Below are 15,363 nucleotides of genomic sequence, written 5' to 3' on the forward strand. Positions count from 1 at the left end.
CCGAAATGGCGACCATCATGGAAATGCTTAACCAAGGGATCGAAGGGTTAAATACCCCGCTCGGTCAGCTCGGTACGCAACTGCTCGCGAATGCTGGTCCACAGGCTGGCAACCCAAGCGGCGGTGCTCGGCTCGGTCAGGCATTGGCCGGCATGTCAGAAATGCAGCGCGCTCAAGCCCTGCAGCAATATCGTGATCAAATGATCGCGCAGCAACAGCAGGCAATGGCGCTGCGGCAGGCGCAAGCCCAAGCGAAACAGGAAGCGGCGCAACGCCAACAGCAGGCGTTTGCAGACCCTACGCTGCAGGCTCAGCTCGGGCCGATGGCCAAGCAGCTGGCATCGCTTGGCATCGATCCCGACACCATCCTGAAAGCGAACAGCAGCGACGCGCTGCAGGCCCATCGCGCGGCGCAGCTCCAGCAGCAAGCCAGCCAGTTTGCCCAAGCGCAAGCCAACCGCAGTGCTGGCGGTGGTAGTCAACCTGCGGGGCCTAAGGTCCCAACGCCGCGCCAGGTTCTCGAAGAGCCGCTCGAAAACGGCATGTTGCAGAAGCACATCTTCGACCCAGCCACCGGCAGTTACAAACCCTACGGCAAGCCGTACCGCCAGTACGCGCCAGGCAAAGCCGATCCGATGCAGGCACTGCTCGGCGACGTCGCGCCGGATGATAACGCTGGCGCGGGTCCTGCCGTACCAGGGCTGCCGGGTGCGAACGCATCCGCGGCGCCACTGCAGGGTGCTGATTTGCTCATGTATGGCAGCGGTTCCAACCCGCAGGCTCGTGCTCCTGCCCCCGCATCCAGCGCGCAGGGACCTGCGGCCCCCAAGACCCGCGCCGAATACGATGCGTTGCCAGCCGGAGCAGCCTACATCGATCCGGCCAGCGGCAAAGTCGCTGTGAAGCGGGGAGCATGAAATGGCCCTGTCCGCATTCGGCGATGAGCTAAGCGCCTTCGGTGATGCCCTCGAATCGTCAGCACCCAATCAGCCTGCGCCTGCCGTAGTCCCTTCACCGCAGACCTCAGCCTTTGGCGATGCAATCGACGGCAGTGCGAGTGCTGACTTGCCCGATCGTACTGCCGGCCAGTGGGTAACGGACATCGGCGGCAATGTCGGACGCGGTGCTTACAACCTATTCGATAGCCTTGCAGGGCTGGGCGACATCGCCACGGGCGGCGAGGTTACACCGTGGCTGGCCCGGCATGGTCTGGATTCCAAGGCAGCGCGCAAGGTACTGGATGACGAGATGTCGCCCCAAGCCAAAGCGCAGCGTGATGAGGTCGTTAATGCGCAGGGGTTCGGCTCGACCATCGCCGCACTACTGCAAAACCCGGCGTACGCCGCAGGCCAGGTCGTCGAATCAGTGCCGACGATGGTAGTCGGCGGTGCTGCAGGCAAAGGCGCGGCACTGGGCGCCAAGGCACTCGGAATGAATGCAGGTCGCGCAGCACTGGTCGGCGCAGGTACGGGCGAAGGACTCGCAACGGCGGGTCAGCAGGCTGCCAACACAGTCCAGCAAACCGGCGACCTCACGCTCGGTCAGACGGCTGCAGCACTCGGCGCAGGCGGACTCACCGGCCTGATTGGTGCCGGCTCCGCTGGGTTGGGCAATCGCCTCGGAGCGGCTGATATCGATGCCATGTTGGCAGGCGCATCTGGCCCAGCAGTTGGGCGCAACGTGCTGTCGCGCATGGGTATCGGCGCCGGGATGGAAGCGGGCGAAGAGACACTGCAATCCTCTCAAGAGCAGGCCATGCAGAACGCCGCACTCGGCAACCCGCTGAGCCAAGGTCTCGGAAACGCCGCCGGCCAAGGCGCGGTTTTGGGTGGGTTCATGGGGGCGGCAGGCGGACTGCGTCGCCCGACCATTGCTGATCCACAACCCGCTCCGGTGCCGCTGCCAGTGCAACAACAGCAAGGTATGGCGCAACCACAGCTAGCTGTTACACCCACGCTAGAACCTGCGACAGAAGCGCCAACCCCTTCGGCCGCGCCGACACCCTTCGCCAAATCGCAAGATATCAACCCGCTGATGGATAACCTCGGTGTGCAGGGAGATGCCCGCGCGCAGACGATGGATCTGTTGCGCCCGGCGGAAGCAGATATTGAGGCTCGTCGACGCGGAGTCGTCACGCTCGATGAACAGCGCCGGCTTGCTCGACTGATCGGCATTGATGGTTCTGACGGCAAGATCGACAACGTGTTCTCGCGCAAGATCGGCAAAGCGTTCAACGCTGAAGAAATCATCGCGATGACGGATCACGTCAGCGACCGACTGAAGTCTGTGCTCGAACAACAAGCGCAGATCACCAGCGGGCAAGCCAACGATATACAGCGGGCAGAATTCGTACAGAGCGTAGCGGATCTGCAGAATACATTCGGCGCACTCGCCGGCGCTCGCGCAGAATCGGGCCGCGCGCTTGCGGCTCAGCGCCGTCAGGTATTCGACTATCGCCAGGCGCAACACATCCTCGAAGGGATAGGCGGTGTTCAAGGGGCTGATGATTTAGCGCTCGCCTTGAGCAAAGCCGTTCAAAGTGGCGGTGTCGCCAATGCTTCCAAGCTGATCGCCAACCGCAAGCCGGGCCTGTTCGATTACTACTACCGTGCAGCACTGCAGAGCGGCGTCCGCACTCACGCGGTGAACATCCTCAGTAACACGATGACGCTCGGTAACGAAATGATCGAGCGCGGCATCGCTGCCGGCGTCGGCGGAGCGAAGCGCCTAGCTACAGGCGGCAAGTCCGGGGAGACATTATTTGCGGAACCGCTGGATCTGCTGATCGGTTCGGCCAAAGGAATGAACAAAGCTGGCATTGCTGCATACGACGCTTTCAAGTCCGGTGAGTCGCCTATGCTGGGCGTCGGTAAGGCTGAGTCCGGCGTGGGCATCAGGGCTACGCAAGGCATCGCGGAGAAAGCGTTTTCGCTGCCATACCGTGCGCTGGGAGCTGAGGATGCCTGGTTTGCAACGCTCAACTACGAAGGCGAACTGCGCTCGCTCGCCCGTCACCAGGCAATGGCAGACAGGAAGTCTGGTGCAATCCCTCAAGACACCAAACTCAGCCAACGCATTGAGCAGCTTGTGCAGAACCCTACGCCCGCGATGATCGAAAAAGCGGGTGAGCATGCTCGAACCAACACCTTCAACAACAAAGCCGGCGCGTTCGCTCAAGCGATCATGTCTGCAAAAGCCAAAGCGCCGTGGCTGAACATCATCGTGCCGTTTGTGCGTACGCCCGCGAACATCGTGAAGTTCGGTCTCAAACGCACTCCCCTTGCTCCGGCATTCGCAGATGTGCGAGCTGACATCAAAGCCGGAGGCGCCAAACAGGAACGCGCTATCGCTCGGGTACTTTGGGGCACCAGTGTGATGATCGGTGCCGGGGCCCTGGCTCAGGCGGGATACATCACCGGTGCTGGCCCTGAAGACAAGGAAGAGAAGGCGGCGCTGATGGCCACAGGCTGGCGCCCGTACAGCATCAAGATCGACGATACCTACCACGAATACTCCCGACTCGATCCATTTGCACAATGGCTCAGCATGGCTGCCGACCTGGCGACCACTGACTACCAGCACAAGGACGCTGGCGACATCGCCGCCGGCCTGCTCGGCAGCTTCGCGAACGCCACAATCAACAAGACCTACATGCAAGGTCTGTCGAACTTCAGCGAGTTCCTCAGCGACCCTAAACGCAATGGTGGTTGGTACCTCCGGCAGCAGGCCGGCACCTTGGCTCAGCCATTCACACTGCTCAGCAACATCGCCAGCGAAAACGACCCTTACGGCCGTGAAACGAGCTCTGTGCTGGATGCGATCAAGTACCGGGTACCGGGCCTACGTCAGGACTTGCCGACCAAGCTTGACCACTTCGGCGCCCCTGTTCCGAACCGCACCTACCCAGGTGGCCCGCTATCGATTGCCGCACCTATCGCGCAGTCGAAAGAGACGACCGACCCTGTACGCCTGGAAGCCGCCCGAATCGGTTGGGCGCCGGGCAAGACGCAAGACCATTTCACAATCAAGAAACAGCGCTACAACCTCAGCGACGAGCAAATGAGCGAGTTCAACGAGCTGGCCGGGAAACTGACCAGCAAGACGGTGCTGCGCGCCATGCGCTCGAAAGGTTGGGCTGCGTTGGGCGACGACGAGAAGCGCGATTTTCTGGATGCCGAACTGAAAAAAGCCCGCACAGCTGTGCGTGTTGCGTTCGTTCCATACCTGGCCAACGGCAACCGCCGCGCCGTCGACAACTTGCGCCGGCTCACCGGGCAACAGGAGGGTAAATGAGCACCAATCAACAAGCGATCGAAGCCGCAGTAGCCGTGACGAAGGCGCGGGCTGACCTCGACGAGCTACTGCGTATCGAGCGACTGCTTGAAACCGAGCTACCCGCCGCCCGCGCTGCGCTTCAGGCAGCAGAAAAGAAGCTGCGCGAGGCCACTCGCCCAGACAAAAAAGCTGAGCGCGAAGCCGAGCTGAATCTGCTGCGCGCGAAGATCGTCAACGCTCGTCAGCCCGAGGACTGCACCCATGTTTGACTTGAAACGGCTCGAACAGCTTCGCCATAAGGCGAAGCTCAACAACATCGATTTTGCCCGTGGGCACATCCGCGAGTCCCAAGGCGGTGGCTACACGGTGACCTTCGATAAGCCTTTGTTCGACTGCTCCCCGGTGCTTGCGCACGACGATGTGCCGACCGAGCGCGACGCACGTACCGCCGGCAACGCCGAAGGTGAACTGCTGAGCGGCCTGCTGCTGATCCAGCGCGCCGAGCGCCAGAAGCTGCGCATTGGCCGCTGCTTCGGACTGAGCGGCGACCAGATCAGCCGTCGGCCACTGACCGCTGCCGAGGTTGACGAGTACTTGGCCGACCTCGCACACAGGAAGCAAGTCAGCAAGTTGCAAAAAGAGCTGGCACAGGTGCTGGAATCCAACGCCGCGAGCGCCGCCAACACGGCCAGTGCCGAAAGTTTGAAAGATCGATACGGGCTGTCTGGAAAGGCCGCTCCGAAGTCATCCAAATCATCCCCCAGCGCCAAGCTTCAACGTGCGCCGTCTCGTGGAGCAAAATCCTAATGAGTACCGAGAACGAAGATCTTTCAGAATCCTTGGCCGCTGAGCTGACTGGCTCTGTCGGGATGGACGATACCGGCGAAGGCATGTCGGACGCGCTCGCTGCTGACCTCGCCGGCCAGGAGCAACACCTTGCCGAAAAGAACATTCCCGTCAGTGACGATGTGCAGGACACGGCACAGGGGGAACTCGACCGGGAAGCCGAGCAAGATGCTGAACGTCACAGCAAACGCAAAGTGCCACTTGCTGCGTTGCATGAAGAGCGCAGCAAGCGTCAGGCACTTGAGCTGCAGCTCCAGGCACAGGCACAGCAGTTGCAGCAGCTTCAAGCTCAGTGGCAGGCCACGCAACAGGCACAGCAACGAGCTGCCGAACAAGCAGCCATCCCGGACTTTGATGAAGATCCCCGCGGGTACATCGAGGCGAAGGAACGCCAGTTCGCGCAGGCGCTCGACCAACTGCAGAACAGGCCCGCTCAACAGCAGGAGGCTGCACTGCAGCGCCAGCAGGTAACAGCCGCCGTCGTCAATCTTGAACAGCAGTTCATGGCGGCGGTGCCGGACTATGAACAGGCGGTCGACTTGGTGCAGCGAAACGCCGACGCACAGATACGGCAGCTGTACCCACAGGCGACCGAGGAACAATTTCAGATGATTCGCTCCACCGCATTAGGCGAGTTCGCCCGTCAATGCCTGATGAGCGGAGCCAACCCGGCCGAAAAAATCTACGCGAAGGCGCAGGCGTTGGGGTTCAAAACGTCCGGTCAAATGCCACGACGCGAGCCACCGACCAGCCTGGGCAACCTCAGTGGCAGTGCACGCGCGCCAGACGAGAAAGGGGCTGTCAGTGCGTCCGACATCTCAAGCATGAGCGAAGCCGAGTTCGACAAGTACTGGGCTGGGCTGAAGTCCGGTAGTGCAATCGGGCCAGCATTCTAGGGAGCGGCGCCATGGGCGAACTGAGCGGCTACAAGACGCGCAAGCGGCCTGCCACCACGGCGACAGCACTGGAAGCCATGCTTCGTGACTTCCAGGCAGATGCTGAAGAGCGCGGCAGCGAAGCCACGAAGCAGCGGCGGCGACTTCTTCTGCGGGGCTTCCGTGCGGGGCTTTGGGTGATGGTCGACCGTCCAGACATTAATGAGGTTGCACAGGCGCTGCGGGCTGAGTTGTTCGGGCATCGCTTGCCAGCAGCGGCTGACGAAGAAAACGAACTGTGCCAATCCGGCACTGAAGACGAGGTGGTGAAATGATCGACAAGCGCGAGGGTGTGAGCAAGAAACCGGTGAAGACGCAGGAGTACTTCCCGCAGTCGAACCCAGGCAAACCGCCGAAAGACAAGGCTGAGAAAGGTAAGGGGAAGTGATCGGTACGCAGCACAAATGACAAGGGCGCCCTCGAGAGGCGCCCTTGTTCTGAAGAATCGGATTAAGGAGTGTAAGGCACAATTACACCGCCGAAGCCAAAGCGGTACAGCAGTTGCCCAAGCTCGCTGATGCGAAACATATACCCGGACCGCTGTGCCACGCCCAATGATTGCAGCAGAGGCTCTTCAGAAAAAGACATATTCCGGAAAGTGGCTTTCCCCTCTGAGCGCTCGAAGTATTCGGGGAGCGTTGCTAGCGCGGTAATCGAGGCGTCATGAACCATGTGCACAAGAGCATCATAATCCTTGTAAGTGATCTGCTCATTGCACAGTGCAGCAATCAGGTGACCGACAATTGCCGCCTTCATCGGCTTGGAGCTGTCCGCCGTTATGAGAAACAGAGTGTCGACAAAATCCTGAATTTTGTCCGGATCCTCCGAGAGCTTGGTCCAGAGTTTCTCCCGACGTGCCTGATCTGCACTCTTGCAGGCTTGTAGGAGCGCCATACAGTTTCTGATGTACCGGTGTCTAACCCACGCATCTCTCGCGTTTAACAGCTTCACACCGACGGATACCAAGGGGATCTTCTCAAGAACTTCTGAATCGGTCGCAGCTGAGAGCACGAGATCGACGCCTTCCGCTATATCGTCGACACGCTCCACTAATGTTTTCTTCGTCGCAGCAATAAGCTCTTTCACCCGCCCCTCTCAAACCTTGTCCATCGATAGGGCGGGAAAACTACCTATTTGCCACTATTGTGTCTACTGACGATCAAACGTCAGCCGCGCCGCTCAAGGCTCAGCTTGGCGATCCCTTGCTTGATGTGCCCAGCGTTCTCCCCAATCGCGTAGAGGGCACCACGCACATTCTCGCCGACCTCGGTATGGCCCTGCTGCTCGATGAGCAAAGTCAGCTCCATGATCGCCGCTTCAAGCGCCAACTGGTTGGTGTAGAGACGATCGAGGGTGTCGGGTAAGGAGTATTCGGCGGGCATGGATTCGATTCCGTTCGAGAAAACCGAAAGCGTAGCAGTGAATCGCAACAAATTAGACTAATAGATATCTCGAAAGCGCTTGGCCACACCCGCTAGCTGCTTGATAGTTTTCTCGTTACTTGCCTTGACGTGCGCGCCGGGATGTAGCATCGCAATGAGGACGTATCGATCCTCATCGTACAGCCCTTGCGTATAGACCAATGCAGCGTCTTTGCTGGGATCACCAGGAGGGCATTTCCGATCGTGCTGCGGCTTGTGCTTGGATAATACGTGCGGAGGGATTGCTATATGAATATGCATCAAGCAATTCGTGTAGGCCTCATGCGGGTGCACGTAAGGAACGTCACATCCGAAGTAGTGTGGTGGGTTCAGCCTATTGGATTCGATATACCTCCGGAGGTCATCACACAGCGAATTCAAAACAGTGGGATGATTTACAAGTACAGTTTCAAAAAGATCAGGATATGTTTCATCACTAAACTCGACGATAATCGCCATATAACATCAGCTCACAAGATGATGCAAACGCTCAGTCGAATTAGAAGCCAAGGCTTCCAGCCCTTTCATATCTATCGAACTCTCGAAACATTCAGGAATATGCGACATCTGTTTGAGGACCATGGCGTTTTGGGCTGTGCGCGAGCGAGTAGTAGCCAAGTTACGCCGAAGCGCTTTAAACTCTTCGCACATGACAGGCAGATTTGCATACTGCTCAGTCTTCGCACATAAAACAGACTCCAATCCACGTAGTGTATTGGCGACTTCCGAGTATGGTTCGGCCTCTATAATATGTCGAGGAGGCGTATTGGTGAGCATGGCTCGCCCAGCATCAAACACGAAATCATTCAAGTCGTTCAAATTAACAATAGCTTCCTTGATCGCATTTCGAACTTTACTGATCGTAGACGCGTTTTCCTCAACTGAAACTTCTAGTTCGCTACTTGAGGCAGCCGCAACCTGCGCGCAGTAAAGCGATGCGCGTAATGTGAGCGAAAGCATGATCTCCTTCGAGTAGGGGTCATGGCGATGGTGTTTCATGGTCTCTGCCCTCTGGGGCGTGGTCTGGTTGCAGTGTCAATCAGGTCTTCGTTTCCAGTGACTCTATATCGTCTGACCAAATGTGCCACCGTTATGTCACCACATTTTTAACGTATTCCGCTTTATCTGACGGGTGGCTATAGCCCTGCAAAAACAGGGCCAAGGTCCTAAAAGCAGCTGGATTCTAGCCGTCGTTGTCACTCTCAAACGGCGGCATGCCCTCGGGGGCGATGCCGTCCTTGATGTAGTCGGTCCATACGGTGTCCGGGCGTTGGTCCCACCAATCAGGATTGTCAGAGCACCAGCACTTGCGGTTCGGGTTGGTGGAAGGCCTACCCTCCTTGTCTGGCTTGAACAGCTGCTTAAACCCCAACTTCGACAGCATGCCTGGGAGCGTCTGAGGGCTGATCCCGTAGGCTTTCATGGTTGATTCGTAGGTGGGGATCGCCGCCAACTGAATGAAGATGCTCTGACAACGAACAATCTGTTTGGCGAACGGGCCTTCACGCCCCGCAACGCGCTCTTCGAGCCAGTAGATACCATGCCCCCTCGCAGCCTTCTGCATCGCTCGTGCAGCTTCTGTCTGCGGTACTGGCGCATACGGGTCCCAATCCTTGGGAAACACCCATGTGGCCAGTACCTGTGCCAACGCAGGTGCACCGGGGCCGTCAATCCAGTCAATCAGGTCTTTGTAGTACTGGTCGCTTTGGCGCTCGGCGAGGCAGCGCAGTACCGCGATCCGGCCGTCCTTCTCCATCAACGGCAGCGCGTCTGCATGGTTGGACGTGATGATGTAGTGGGCGATGTTCTTGATTTCTTTCGACGCGACGCCTTTGCCTTCGAACTGCATGGTGGGTTCGGAGATCGTGTTCTTGAATTCCTCTACCGCATCCTTGTCCTTCGGCCCGATCCGTACCTCATTGATGAAGATGATTCGCTTGTGCAGGATGCTGTCGTTGAACTTCGATGTCAGGATCTTGCTGCTGCCGCTGGTCAGTACCAACGGGGCGCCGAACACTTTCGAGATGAGTCGACCGAGCAGGTTCTTGCCCACCCTCCCCTGTTGCGAATACAGCAGCACAGCGGTCGGCATCTTGATCTCTGGCGTCTGGTACAGCTGCGCCAGCCAGCACAGAAAGAACGTTACGCCAACCACATCGCCGCCGGCCAGGTACATCAGGTGATTCGTCAGGATCGTGACGTCTTGTGCGGTAGCTGCCGGGTTTCGTTCAGCCATGGTGATTTTCAACTGGTGCCAGCGGTTGAACACGTCAGGGCAATCATCGGCATCCTGAAAAGCCGCCTTGCTGGTCGGCTCCATCACGATGCGGCGAACCACGCGGCGATCCGGTTCGTTCCACTGCCACCAGACATCCCCGGCAGGCGCCTGCTTCCACGCCATGCTTCCGTCCTTGTCGGCAGCCAGTATCTGAATGCTCCCGTAATGCTTCGCGCAATGCTGGCGCATGCCTTCCTTGCAGAACGTATCGCCGCTTTCGATGTGGTAGGCAACAACCTTGCCGCCGGACGTCAGCAGCACAAAATCTTCGCTGATGTAGCGAAGGATTTCACGAGACTCAAGGTCGATATCCCCCGCCTTAGGTTGCCGGCCGGAAGGCTGTGGCGTCACTTGCTGACTCTGGCCAACAGGCGCAACTAATAGGCTGGCGGCATTCGTGCCGAAAGGTGCCTCTACATTCGGCACGGGGCCTTCCTGGACATCATCCTCTGTCTGCTGGAGGCTGTCCTCGCGCGCGGTTCTGGCCTGCTTGGCTGCTGACTGGATCGATTGCACACAAACCTTATCGCCGCGGCGCTGTGCGTCCTCCATGGCCTGCTTGGCGTGTACCGCGAGCGCGTCCTGCTGGTCGCCATCGTCCGTGGCCAGCGCTAGGTCAAAAGCAGAGAGCCACGCCTCGGCGTCCCACACCACTGCTTCGTTGGCTGCTGGCTGTGGATCCGCCGCGAAGGTTATGGCGGAAGTGGTAGCTGTGGCAGTGACTGATTGTCCGGCCATTGTCAGCGCAGAGGGCGCTACGTTTCGCTTGGCCTGGAACTGCGCGGCGAGGTCGAAGATTGACGGCGGCAGTCGAAGACTTGCGGACGCAGTCGAGCTATAATTACTCATCAGGAAATACCCCTTAACCCCTTCGAGTTCGCGCTCCTTGGGGTTTTCTTTTGTCCGTAGAAAATTCAGGCAGGCTGATTGGCACCGTCGAACGCAGCCAGAGGGCTGGGCACAGGCCGTGCCGCTGCGCGTGCGAGGATCCAGGCATCCACCTCGCTCTTCAGCCAGGCCACACGGCCGGCATACCCACCGGCGCGGGTCATGCCGATTTCCACGGGGGCGGGAAAATGCCCAGCTGCCACCCAGTTGTCCAGTGTGTTGCGACTGACACCGATCGCCCGCATCAGGTCATCCGGGTGCAGAAAGGTGTCGACGGTCTTGGCGATTTCTCTGGCTCTGGCTCTGCTCATGTCGGGGCGCTCCTGCCGGGGTAGCTTTCGGGGTAGATCATCGCGCGGCCAGCAGTAGGAGCCTTGTTCTAGAGCGCCTGTTTGCACCTGTGCCGCAGTTGATTATGAACTCCGTTTTTATTGTCGACGATCACCCGGTCATTCGCCTCGCGGTTCGAATGTTACTGGAACATGAAGGTTATAAAGTCGTCGGAGAAACCGATAACGGGGTCGATGCCATGCAGATGGTTCGCGAATGCTTGCCCGACCTGATCATTCTCGATATCAGCATTCCCAAGCTGGACGGCCTGGAAGTCCTCGCCCGCTTCAACGCCATGAGCTCGCCATTCAAGACTCTGGTACTCACCGCGCAGTGCCCGACCTTGTTCGGAATTCGCTGCATGCAATCCGGGGCGTCGGGTTATGTGTGCAAACAGGAAGACTTGAGCGAACTGGTCAGCGCGATAAAAGCCGTACTTTCCGGTTATAACTACTTCCCGAGTCAAGCCTTGAACCCTGTTCGCAATGATGATGTGCGTTATGCAGAACTGGAACTACTCAAATCCGTCAATGACCGCGAACTCATGGTCTTGCAACTATTCGCCCAAGGACGTACCAACAAGGAAATTGCCAAAGGCATGTTTCTGAGTAACAAGACAGTAAGCACCTATAAAAAACGTCTGATGCAAAAGCTCAAGGCCAGATCACTGGTAGAACTTATCGAAATGGCCAAACGTAACGCACTTGTGTGAGAGCCAACATGCCCCGCGGTTTAAAGAATTTCCTGATTGCACTTGGCGCTGGTTTTTGTTTCAGCACTTTTGCGACCGCCACGCCCAATAGTGCGCAAGAGCTCACTTTGCTCAGTCGCTCAATGAAGGGATCAATACCGCTCTTGCTTGACCCCTCGCAACAGGAATGGCTGCGCACGCGCAACGAGTTGATTCTGGGCACGTCAGCTCCAGACTACCCACCGTTCGACATGACCGCCGGTGGCAACGATTATGAAGGTTATACCGCGGACTATGCCGGCCTCGTTGGCCAGGCGACGGGGCTACCCATCAAGGTCAAACGCTTTGCCTCGCGCGATGCTGCAATTCGTGCATTGATCGATGGCAATATCGACATGCTCGGTACCGCCAACGGCTTCGAGGCCAGTAACGCGAATATCGTCCTGTCGCGACCCTACGCCATCGACCAGCCAGTACTGGTGACCCGAGAAGGCGAAACCCGCGCCCTGTCGGAGGGGTTGGCCGGCTTGCGCCTGAGCATGGTTTATCACTATCTCCCGCTGAACGAGGTCAGGACTTTATACCCCAAAGCCCTGATCACCTCCTGGCCGTCCTATCAGAACGCGATCAATGCGGTCGCCTTCGATCAGGCCGACGTGTTCCTCGGCGATACCATTTCCACTCACTACATGATCAACAAGGGTTACCTGAACAACGTGCGGATGGCCAACTTCGGCAAGCACGAGGCCCACGGATTCAGCTTCGCAGTGCTGCGCAGCAACGCGCAACTGCTGGGCGTCATCAACGCAGCGCTCAAAGCTGTGTCGGGCAACGAACGGGAAAACATCGCCAAGCGCTGGAGCGCCGGCAGCGACATATTGCTCACCGATCAAAAACTGCAACTGACCACACGCGAAGAGCAATGGCTGAAAAAGAACCCGGTGGCCAGCGTAGTGGTCAACGAGGCGTTCGCGCCGCTGACGTTCTTCGACAGCGAGGACAACTTCCGCGGCATCAGCGCTGACTTGCTCGAATTGATCCGCCTGCGCACTGGGCTGCGCTTCGAAATCCGTCGCAGCCGCAGCGATGCAGAAATGATCAAACAGGTTGAAAGTCATCAGGCCGATTTGATCGCAGCCTTGCTGCCAACCGATCAGCGTGAGGAAACCCTGAATTTCAGTCGTCCCTACCTCGAGAATTCCTACGTGCTGTTGACCCGCAAATCGGCCGACAGTCCAACCCATCTGGGACAGCTCAAACGCAAGCGGCTGGCGATTGCCCAGGGCAACCCGATGATCGCGTACCTGCGCCGCGAGTTTCCGCGGATTCAGTTGATCGAAACACCTGACACCTTCAGCGCAGTGGCAATGCTTGACGAAGGCCAGGTCGAAGGCGCGGTCAATTCGTTGGTCATTGCCAACTATTTCATCGGCTCACGGATCTTTGAACATCCTTTGCAGATCACCACCACCATCGGCACGCGCCAAGCGGCTTTCTCGCTGGCGACCGCCAAGGACAGCACCGAGCTGGCCTCGATCATCGACAAGACTTTGATGAGCATCACGCCTGAAGAGCTGGGCATCATCAACGGTCGCTGGCGCGGTTATTCGAGCCTTTCGCAAGGCACCTGGCGCCATTACCAGCGCCTGTTCTATCAAGTGATCGGCACGGGCTGTCTGCTGTTGCTGCTGTCACTGCTGTGGAATGCCTACATGCGCCGCCAGATCAATCAGCGCAAGGCCGCCGAGCGGGCGCTGAACGACCAGCTGGAGTTCATGGGTTCGCTGGTCAATGGCACGCCGCACCCGATCTATGTGCGTGACCGCCAGGGTTTGCTGCAAAGTTGCAACGACAGCTATCTCCAGGCGTTCAATGCCCGCCGCGAAGACGTGATCGGCAAAAGCGTGATGCAGGGCGCAATGAACAACGCTTTCGAAGCCAGGGTTTATCAGGCGGACTATCAGCGGGTGGTGGCCGAAGGCAAAGCGCTGGTGCTCGACCGGCCACTGCATATCGGCAATCGCCGGCTGACGATCTATCACTGGATCCTGCCGTATCGCGACTCCAGCGGCGAAGTGCAAGGGATCATCGGTGGCTGGATCGATATCAGTGAACGCCGCGAACTACTGGACGAGCTACGTAGCGCGAAGGAGCGCGCGGATGACGCCAATCGGGCCAAAAGCACCTTCCTGGCCACCATGAGCCACGAAATCCGCACCCCGATGAATGCCGTGATCGGCATGCTTGAGCTGACACTCAAGCGTATGGATCAGGAGCATCCGGACCGCTCCAGCATTGAAACCGCCTACCACTCGGCCAAAGACCTGCTGGGCCTGATCGGCGATATTCTGGATATTGCGCGGATCGAGTCCGGGCGCCTGAGCCTGAGCCCGGAGCGGATCAATCTGATCGACACCATTGGCTCGGTGATCAGAATTTTCGAAGGTCTGGCCCGACAAAAAAGGCTCACCCTGCTTCTGAGCGTCTCGCCGGCGGAGTTGAACGTTGACGTCTGCCTCGACCCGTTGCGCTTCAAGCAGGTACTGTCGAACCTGATCAGCAATGCCATCAAGTTCACCGAAAGCGGGCATGTGCGGGTCACGCTGGATCTTCTGGCGAGTGATACCCCGAGTTGCTCTCTGGTGCAGTTGACCGTCCAGGACAGCGGCGTTGGTATCAGCGCCGAAGACCAGCGCCAACTGTTCCAGCCTTTTACCCAGGCGCACAACCCCGGATTGAAATCCGGAGGCGGCGCGGGCCTTGGCCTGGTCATCAGCCGCAACCTGTGCGAAATGATGGGCGGCAAACTGCAGTTGAGCAGTCAGCCCGGAATCGGCACGCAAGTAAGCGTTTCCCTGCCCCTGAACATTCTGCCCGCCGAGGTCAAATCAGCAACAAGCCAACCTGAAATCCAGCCTGCCGCTGCGCCCCTGAGCGTGCTGGTGGTCGACGATCATCCGGCCAATCGCCTGTTGATGTGTCAGCAACTGGAGTTTCTCGGGCATCACTTCTGCATCGCCGAAGAAGGCGGCAGCGGGCTGGAAAAATGGAAGAATGGCTCGTTCGACCTGGTCATCGCAGACTGCAACATGCCGGTCATGAACGGCTACGAGCTGACCCGCGCGATTCGCCGACATGAACAGCACACTCGACGCCCGCCGTGCACCGTGCTGGGCTTTACCGCCAACGCTCAACCCGAAGAGATTTTGCGTTGCAAGCAGGCCGGCATGAACGATTGCCTGTTCAAGCCGCTGAGCCTGAGTGTCCTGAGCGAGTGGGTCAACAGCATCCAGCCGCTGTTTGAGACCCCGGCATTCAATGTGCAGGGCCTCAATCTGCTGACGGGTGGCAACCCACTCCAGGCGCGGCGATTGCTGGCCGAGTTGCTCAACAGCAGCCGGATCGATCGGCAAGATCTGCTGGCACTGTCCGCCGAGCATGATCGTCAGGCGCTTGCGGCGATTGCCCACAAAATCAAGGGCGCCGCGCGCATTGCTCAGGCGACGCGCCTGATCGACAGTTGCGATGCACTCGAAGAAGCCTGCCTGCAAGCAATGCCGCTGGAAGAAATCGAACGGCGCTGCAAAGCAAGCAGCCTGGCTATCCTCGAACTCGAGCGGGCACTCGAACAACAACTTGTGCTGAGTGAGCAAAGCGAAATGAGCCCGGGTTAACTATGCTTGGGCGCTGAGCAGTGTG

The 15,363-nt window shown here is 58.5% G+C and carries 14 protein-coding genes; 8 read left to right on the forward strand and 6 right to left on the reverse strand.

The window, feature by feature from the left end; translation table 11 throughout:
• The first annotated feature begins 5 nt into the window (after window positions 1–5).
• From ACOI8A_RS04585 to ACOI8A_RS04610, 6 genes are read left to right on the forward strand one after another with little or no spacing between them, the layout of a single operon-like run.
• Window positions 6–917 carry a hypothetical protein gene (locus tag ACOI8A_RS04585; RefSeq protein ID WP_420651175.1) on the forward strand — a complete coding sequence of 304 codons (912 nt, stop codon included), beginning with the start codon at window positions 6–8 and terminating at the stop codon, window positions 915–917.
• A gap of 1 nt (window position 918) precedes the next feature.
• A complete protein-coding gene (locus tag ACOI8A_RS04590; RefSeq protein ID WP_420650483.1) occupies window positions 919–4,293 on the forward strand; it encodes a hypothetical protein in 3,375 nt (1,124 codons plus the stop codon).
• Window positions 4,290–4,544: a hypothetical protein gene (locus ACOI8A_RS04595; protein WP_420650482.1), complete on the forward strand. Its 255-nt coding sequence runs from the start codon at window positions 4,290–4,292 to the stop codon at window positions 4,542–4,544. The genes ACOI8A_RS04590 and ACOI8A_RS04595 overlap by 4 nt, the downstream gene beginning before the upstream one ends.
• Window positions 4,537–5,082 carry a hypothetical protein gene (locus tag ACOI8A_RS04600; protein WP_420650481.1) on the forward strand — a complete coding sequence of 182 codons (546 nt, stop codon included), beginning with the start codon at window positions 4,537–4,539 and terminating at the stop codon, window positions 5,080–5,082. The genes ACOI8A_RS04595 and ACOI8A_RS04600 overlap by 8 nt, the downstream gene beginning before the upstream one ends.
• The gene (locus ACOI8A_RS04605; RefSeq protein WP_420650480.1) at window positions 5,082–6,017 is read left to right on the forward strand and encodes a hypothetical protein; all 936 of its coding nucleotides are present in this window, start codon (window positions 5,082–5,084) and stop codon (window positions 6,015–6,017) included. The genes ACOI8A_RS04600 and ACOI8A_RS04605 overlap by 1 nt, the downstream gene beginning before the upstream one ends.
• 11 nt (window positions 6,018–6,028) lie before the next feature.
• Window positions 6,029–6,331 (forward strand): hypothetical protein, encoded by a 303-nt coding sequence (locus ACOI8A_RS04610; protein WP_420650479.1) that lies wholly within the window; start codon window positions 6,029–6,031, stop codon window positions 6,329–6,331.
• Between the two features lie 175 nt (window positions 6,332–6,506).
• On the opposite strand, the gene ACOI8A_RS04615 is transcribed toward ACOI8A_RS04610, so the two are convergent.
• The 6 genes from ACOI8A_RS04615 to ACOI8A_RS04640 form a co-directional block, all read right to left on the reverse strand.
• Window positions 6,507–7,142, reverse strand: a complete 636-nt coding sequence (locus tag ACOI8A_RS04615; protein ID WP_420650478.1) for a hypothetical protein — start codon at window positions 7,140–7,142, stop codon at window positions 6,507–6,509.
• A gap of 80 nt (window positions 7,143–7,222) precedes the next feature.
• Complete coding sequence (locus tag ACOI8A_RS04620) at window positions 7,223–7,438, reverse strand: hypothetical protein (RefSeq protein WP_420650477.1); 216 nt, start codon at window positions 7,436–7,438, stop codon at window positions 7,223–7,225.
• A gap of 57 nt (window positions 7,439–7,495) precedes the next feature.
• Entirely contained in the window at window positions 7,496–7,936 is a 441-nt protein-coding gene (locus ACOI8A_RS04625) for a type II toxin-antitoxin system YafO family toxin (protein ID WP_420651176.1), read from the reverse strand.
• A gap of 6 nt (window positions 7,937–7,942) precedes the next feature.
• A complete protein-coding gene (locus tag ACOI8A_RS04630; RefSeq protein WP_420650475.1) occupies window positions 7,943–8,476 on the reverse strand; it encodes a hypothetical protein in 534 nt (177 codons plus the stop codon).
• A 184-nt stretch (window positions 8,477–8,660) separates the two neighbouring features.
• Complete coding sequence (locus ACOI8A_RS04635; protein WP_420651177.1) at window positions 8,661–10,604, reverse strand: primase-helicase family protein; 1,944 nt, start codon at window positions 10,602–10,604, stop codon at window positions 8,661–8,663.
• Window positions 10,605–10,669: 65 nt separating this feature from the next.
• Window positions 10,670–10,954 carry a helix-turn-helix transcriptional regulator gene (locus ACOI8A_RS04640; protein ID WP_420650473.1) on the reverse strand — a complete coding sequence of 95 codons (285 nt, stop codon included), beginning with the start codon at window positions 10,952–10,954 and terminating at the stop codon, window positions 10,670–10,672.
• A 104-nt stretch (window positions 10,955–11,058) separates the two neighbouring features.
• Here ACOI8A_RS04640 and ACOI8A_RS04645 point away from each other — a divergent pair, with 104 nt between their 5' ends.
• Both ACOI8A_RS04645 and ACOI8A_RS04650 read left to right on the forward strand, forming a co-directional pair.
• The gene (locus ACOI8A_RS04645; protein WP_420650472.1) at window positions 11,059–11,685 is read left to right on the forward strand and encodes a response regulator; all 627 of its coding nucleotides are present in this window, start codon (window positions 11,059–11,061) and stop codon (window positions 11,683–11,685) included.
• Window positions 11,686–11,693: 8 nt separating this feature from the next.
• Entirely contained in the window at window positions 11,694–15,338 is a 3,645-nt protein-coding gene (locus tag ACOI8A_RS04650) for a transporter substrate-binding domain-containing protein (protein ID WP_420651178.1), read from the forward strand.
• Window positions 15,339–15,363: the final 25 nt, after the last annotated feature.

The sequence above is a fragment of the Pseudomonas sp. P4795 genome (assembly GCF_048822895.1).
In the GTDB taxonomy this organism is placed as follows: domain Bacteria; phylum Pseudomonadota; class Gammaproteobacteria; order Pseudomonadales; family Pseudomonadaceae; genus Aquipseudomonas.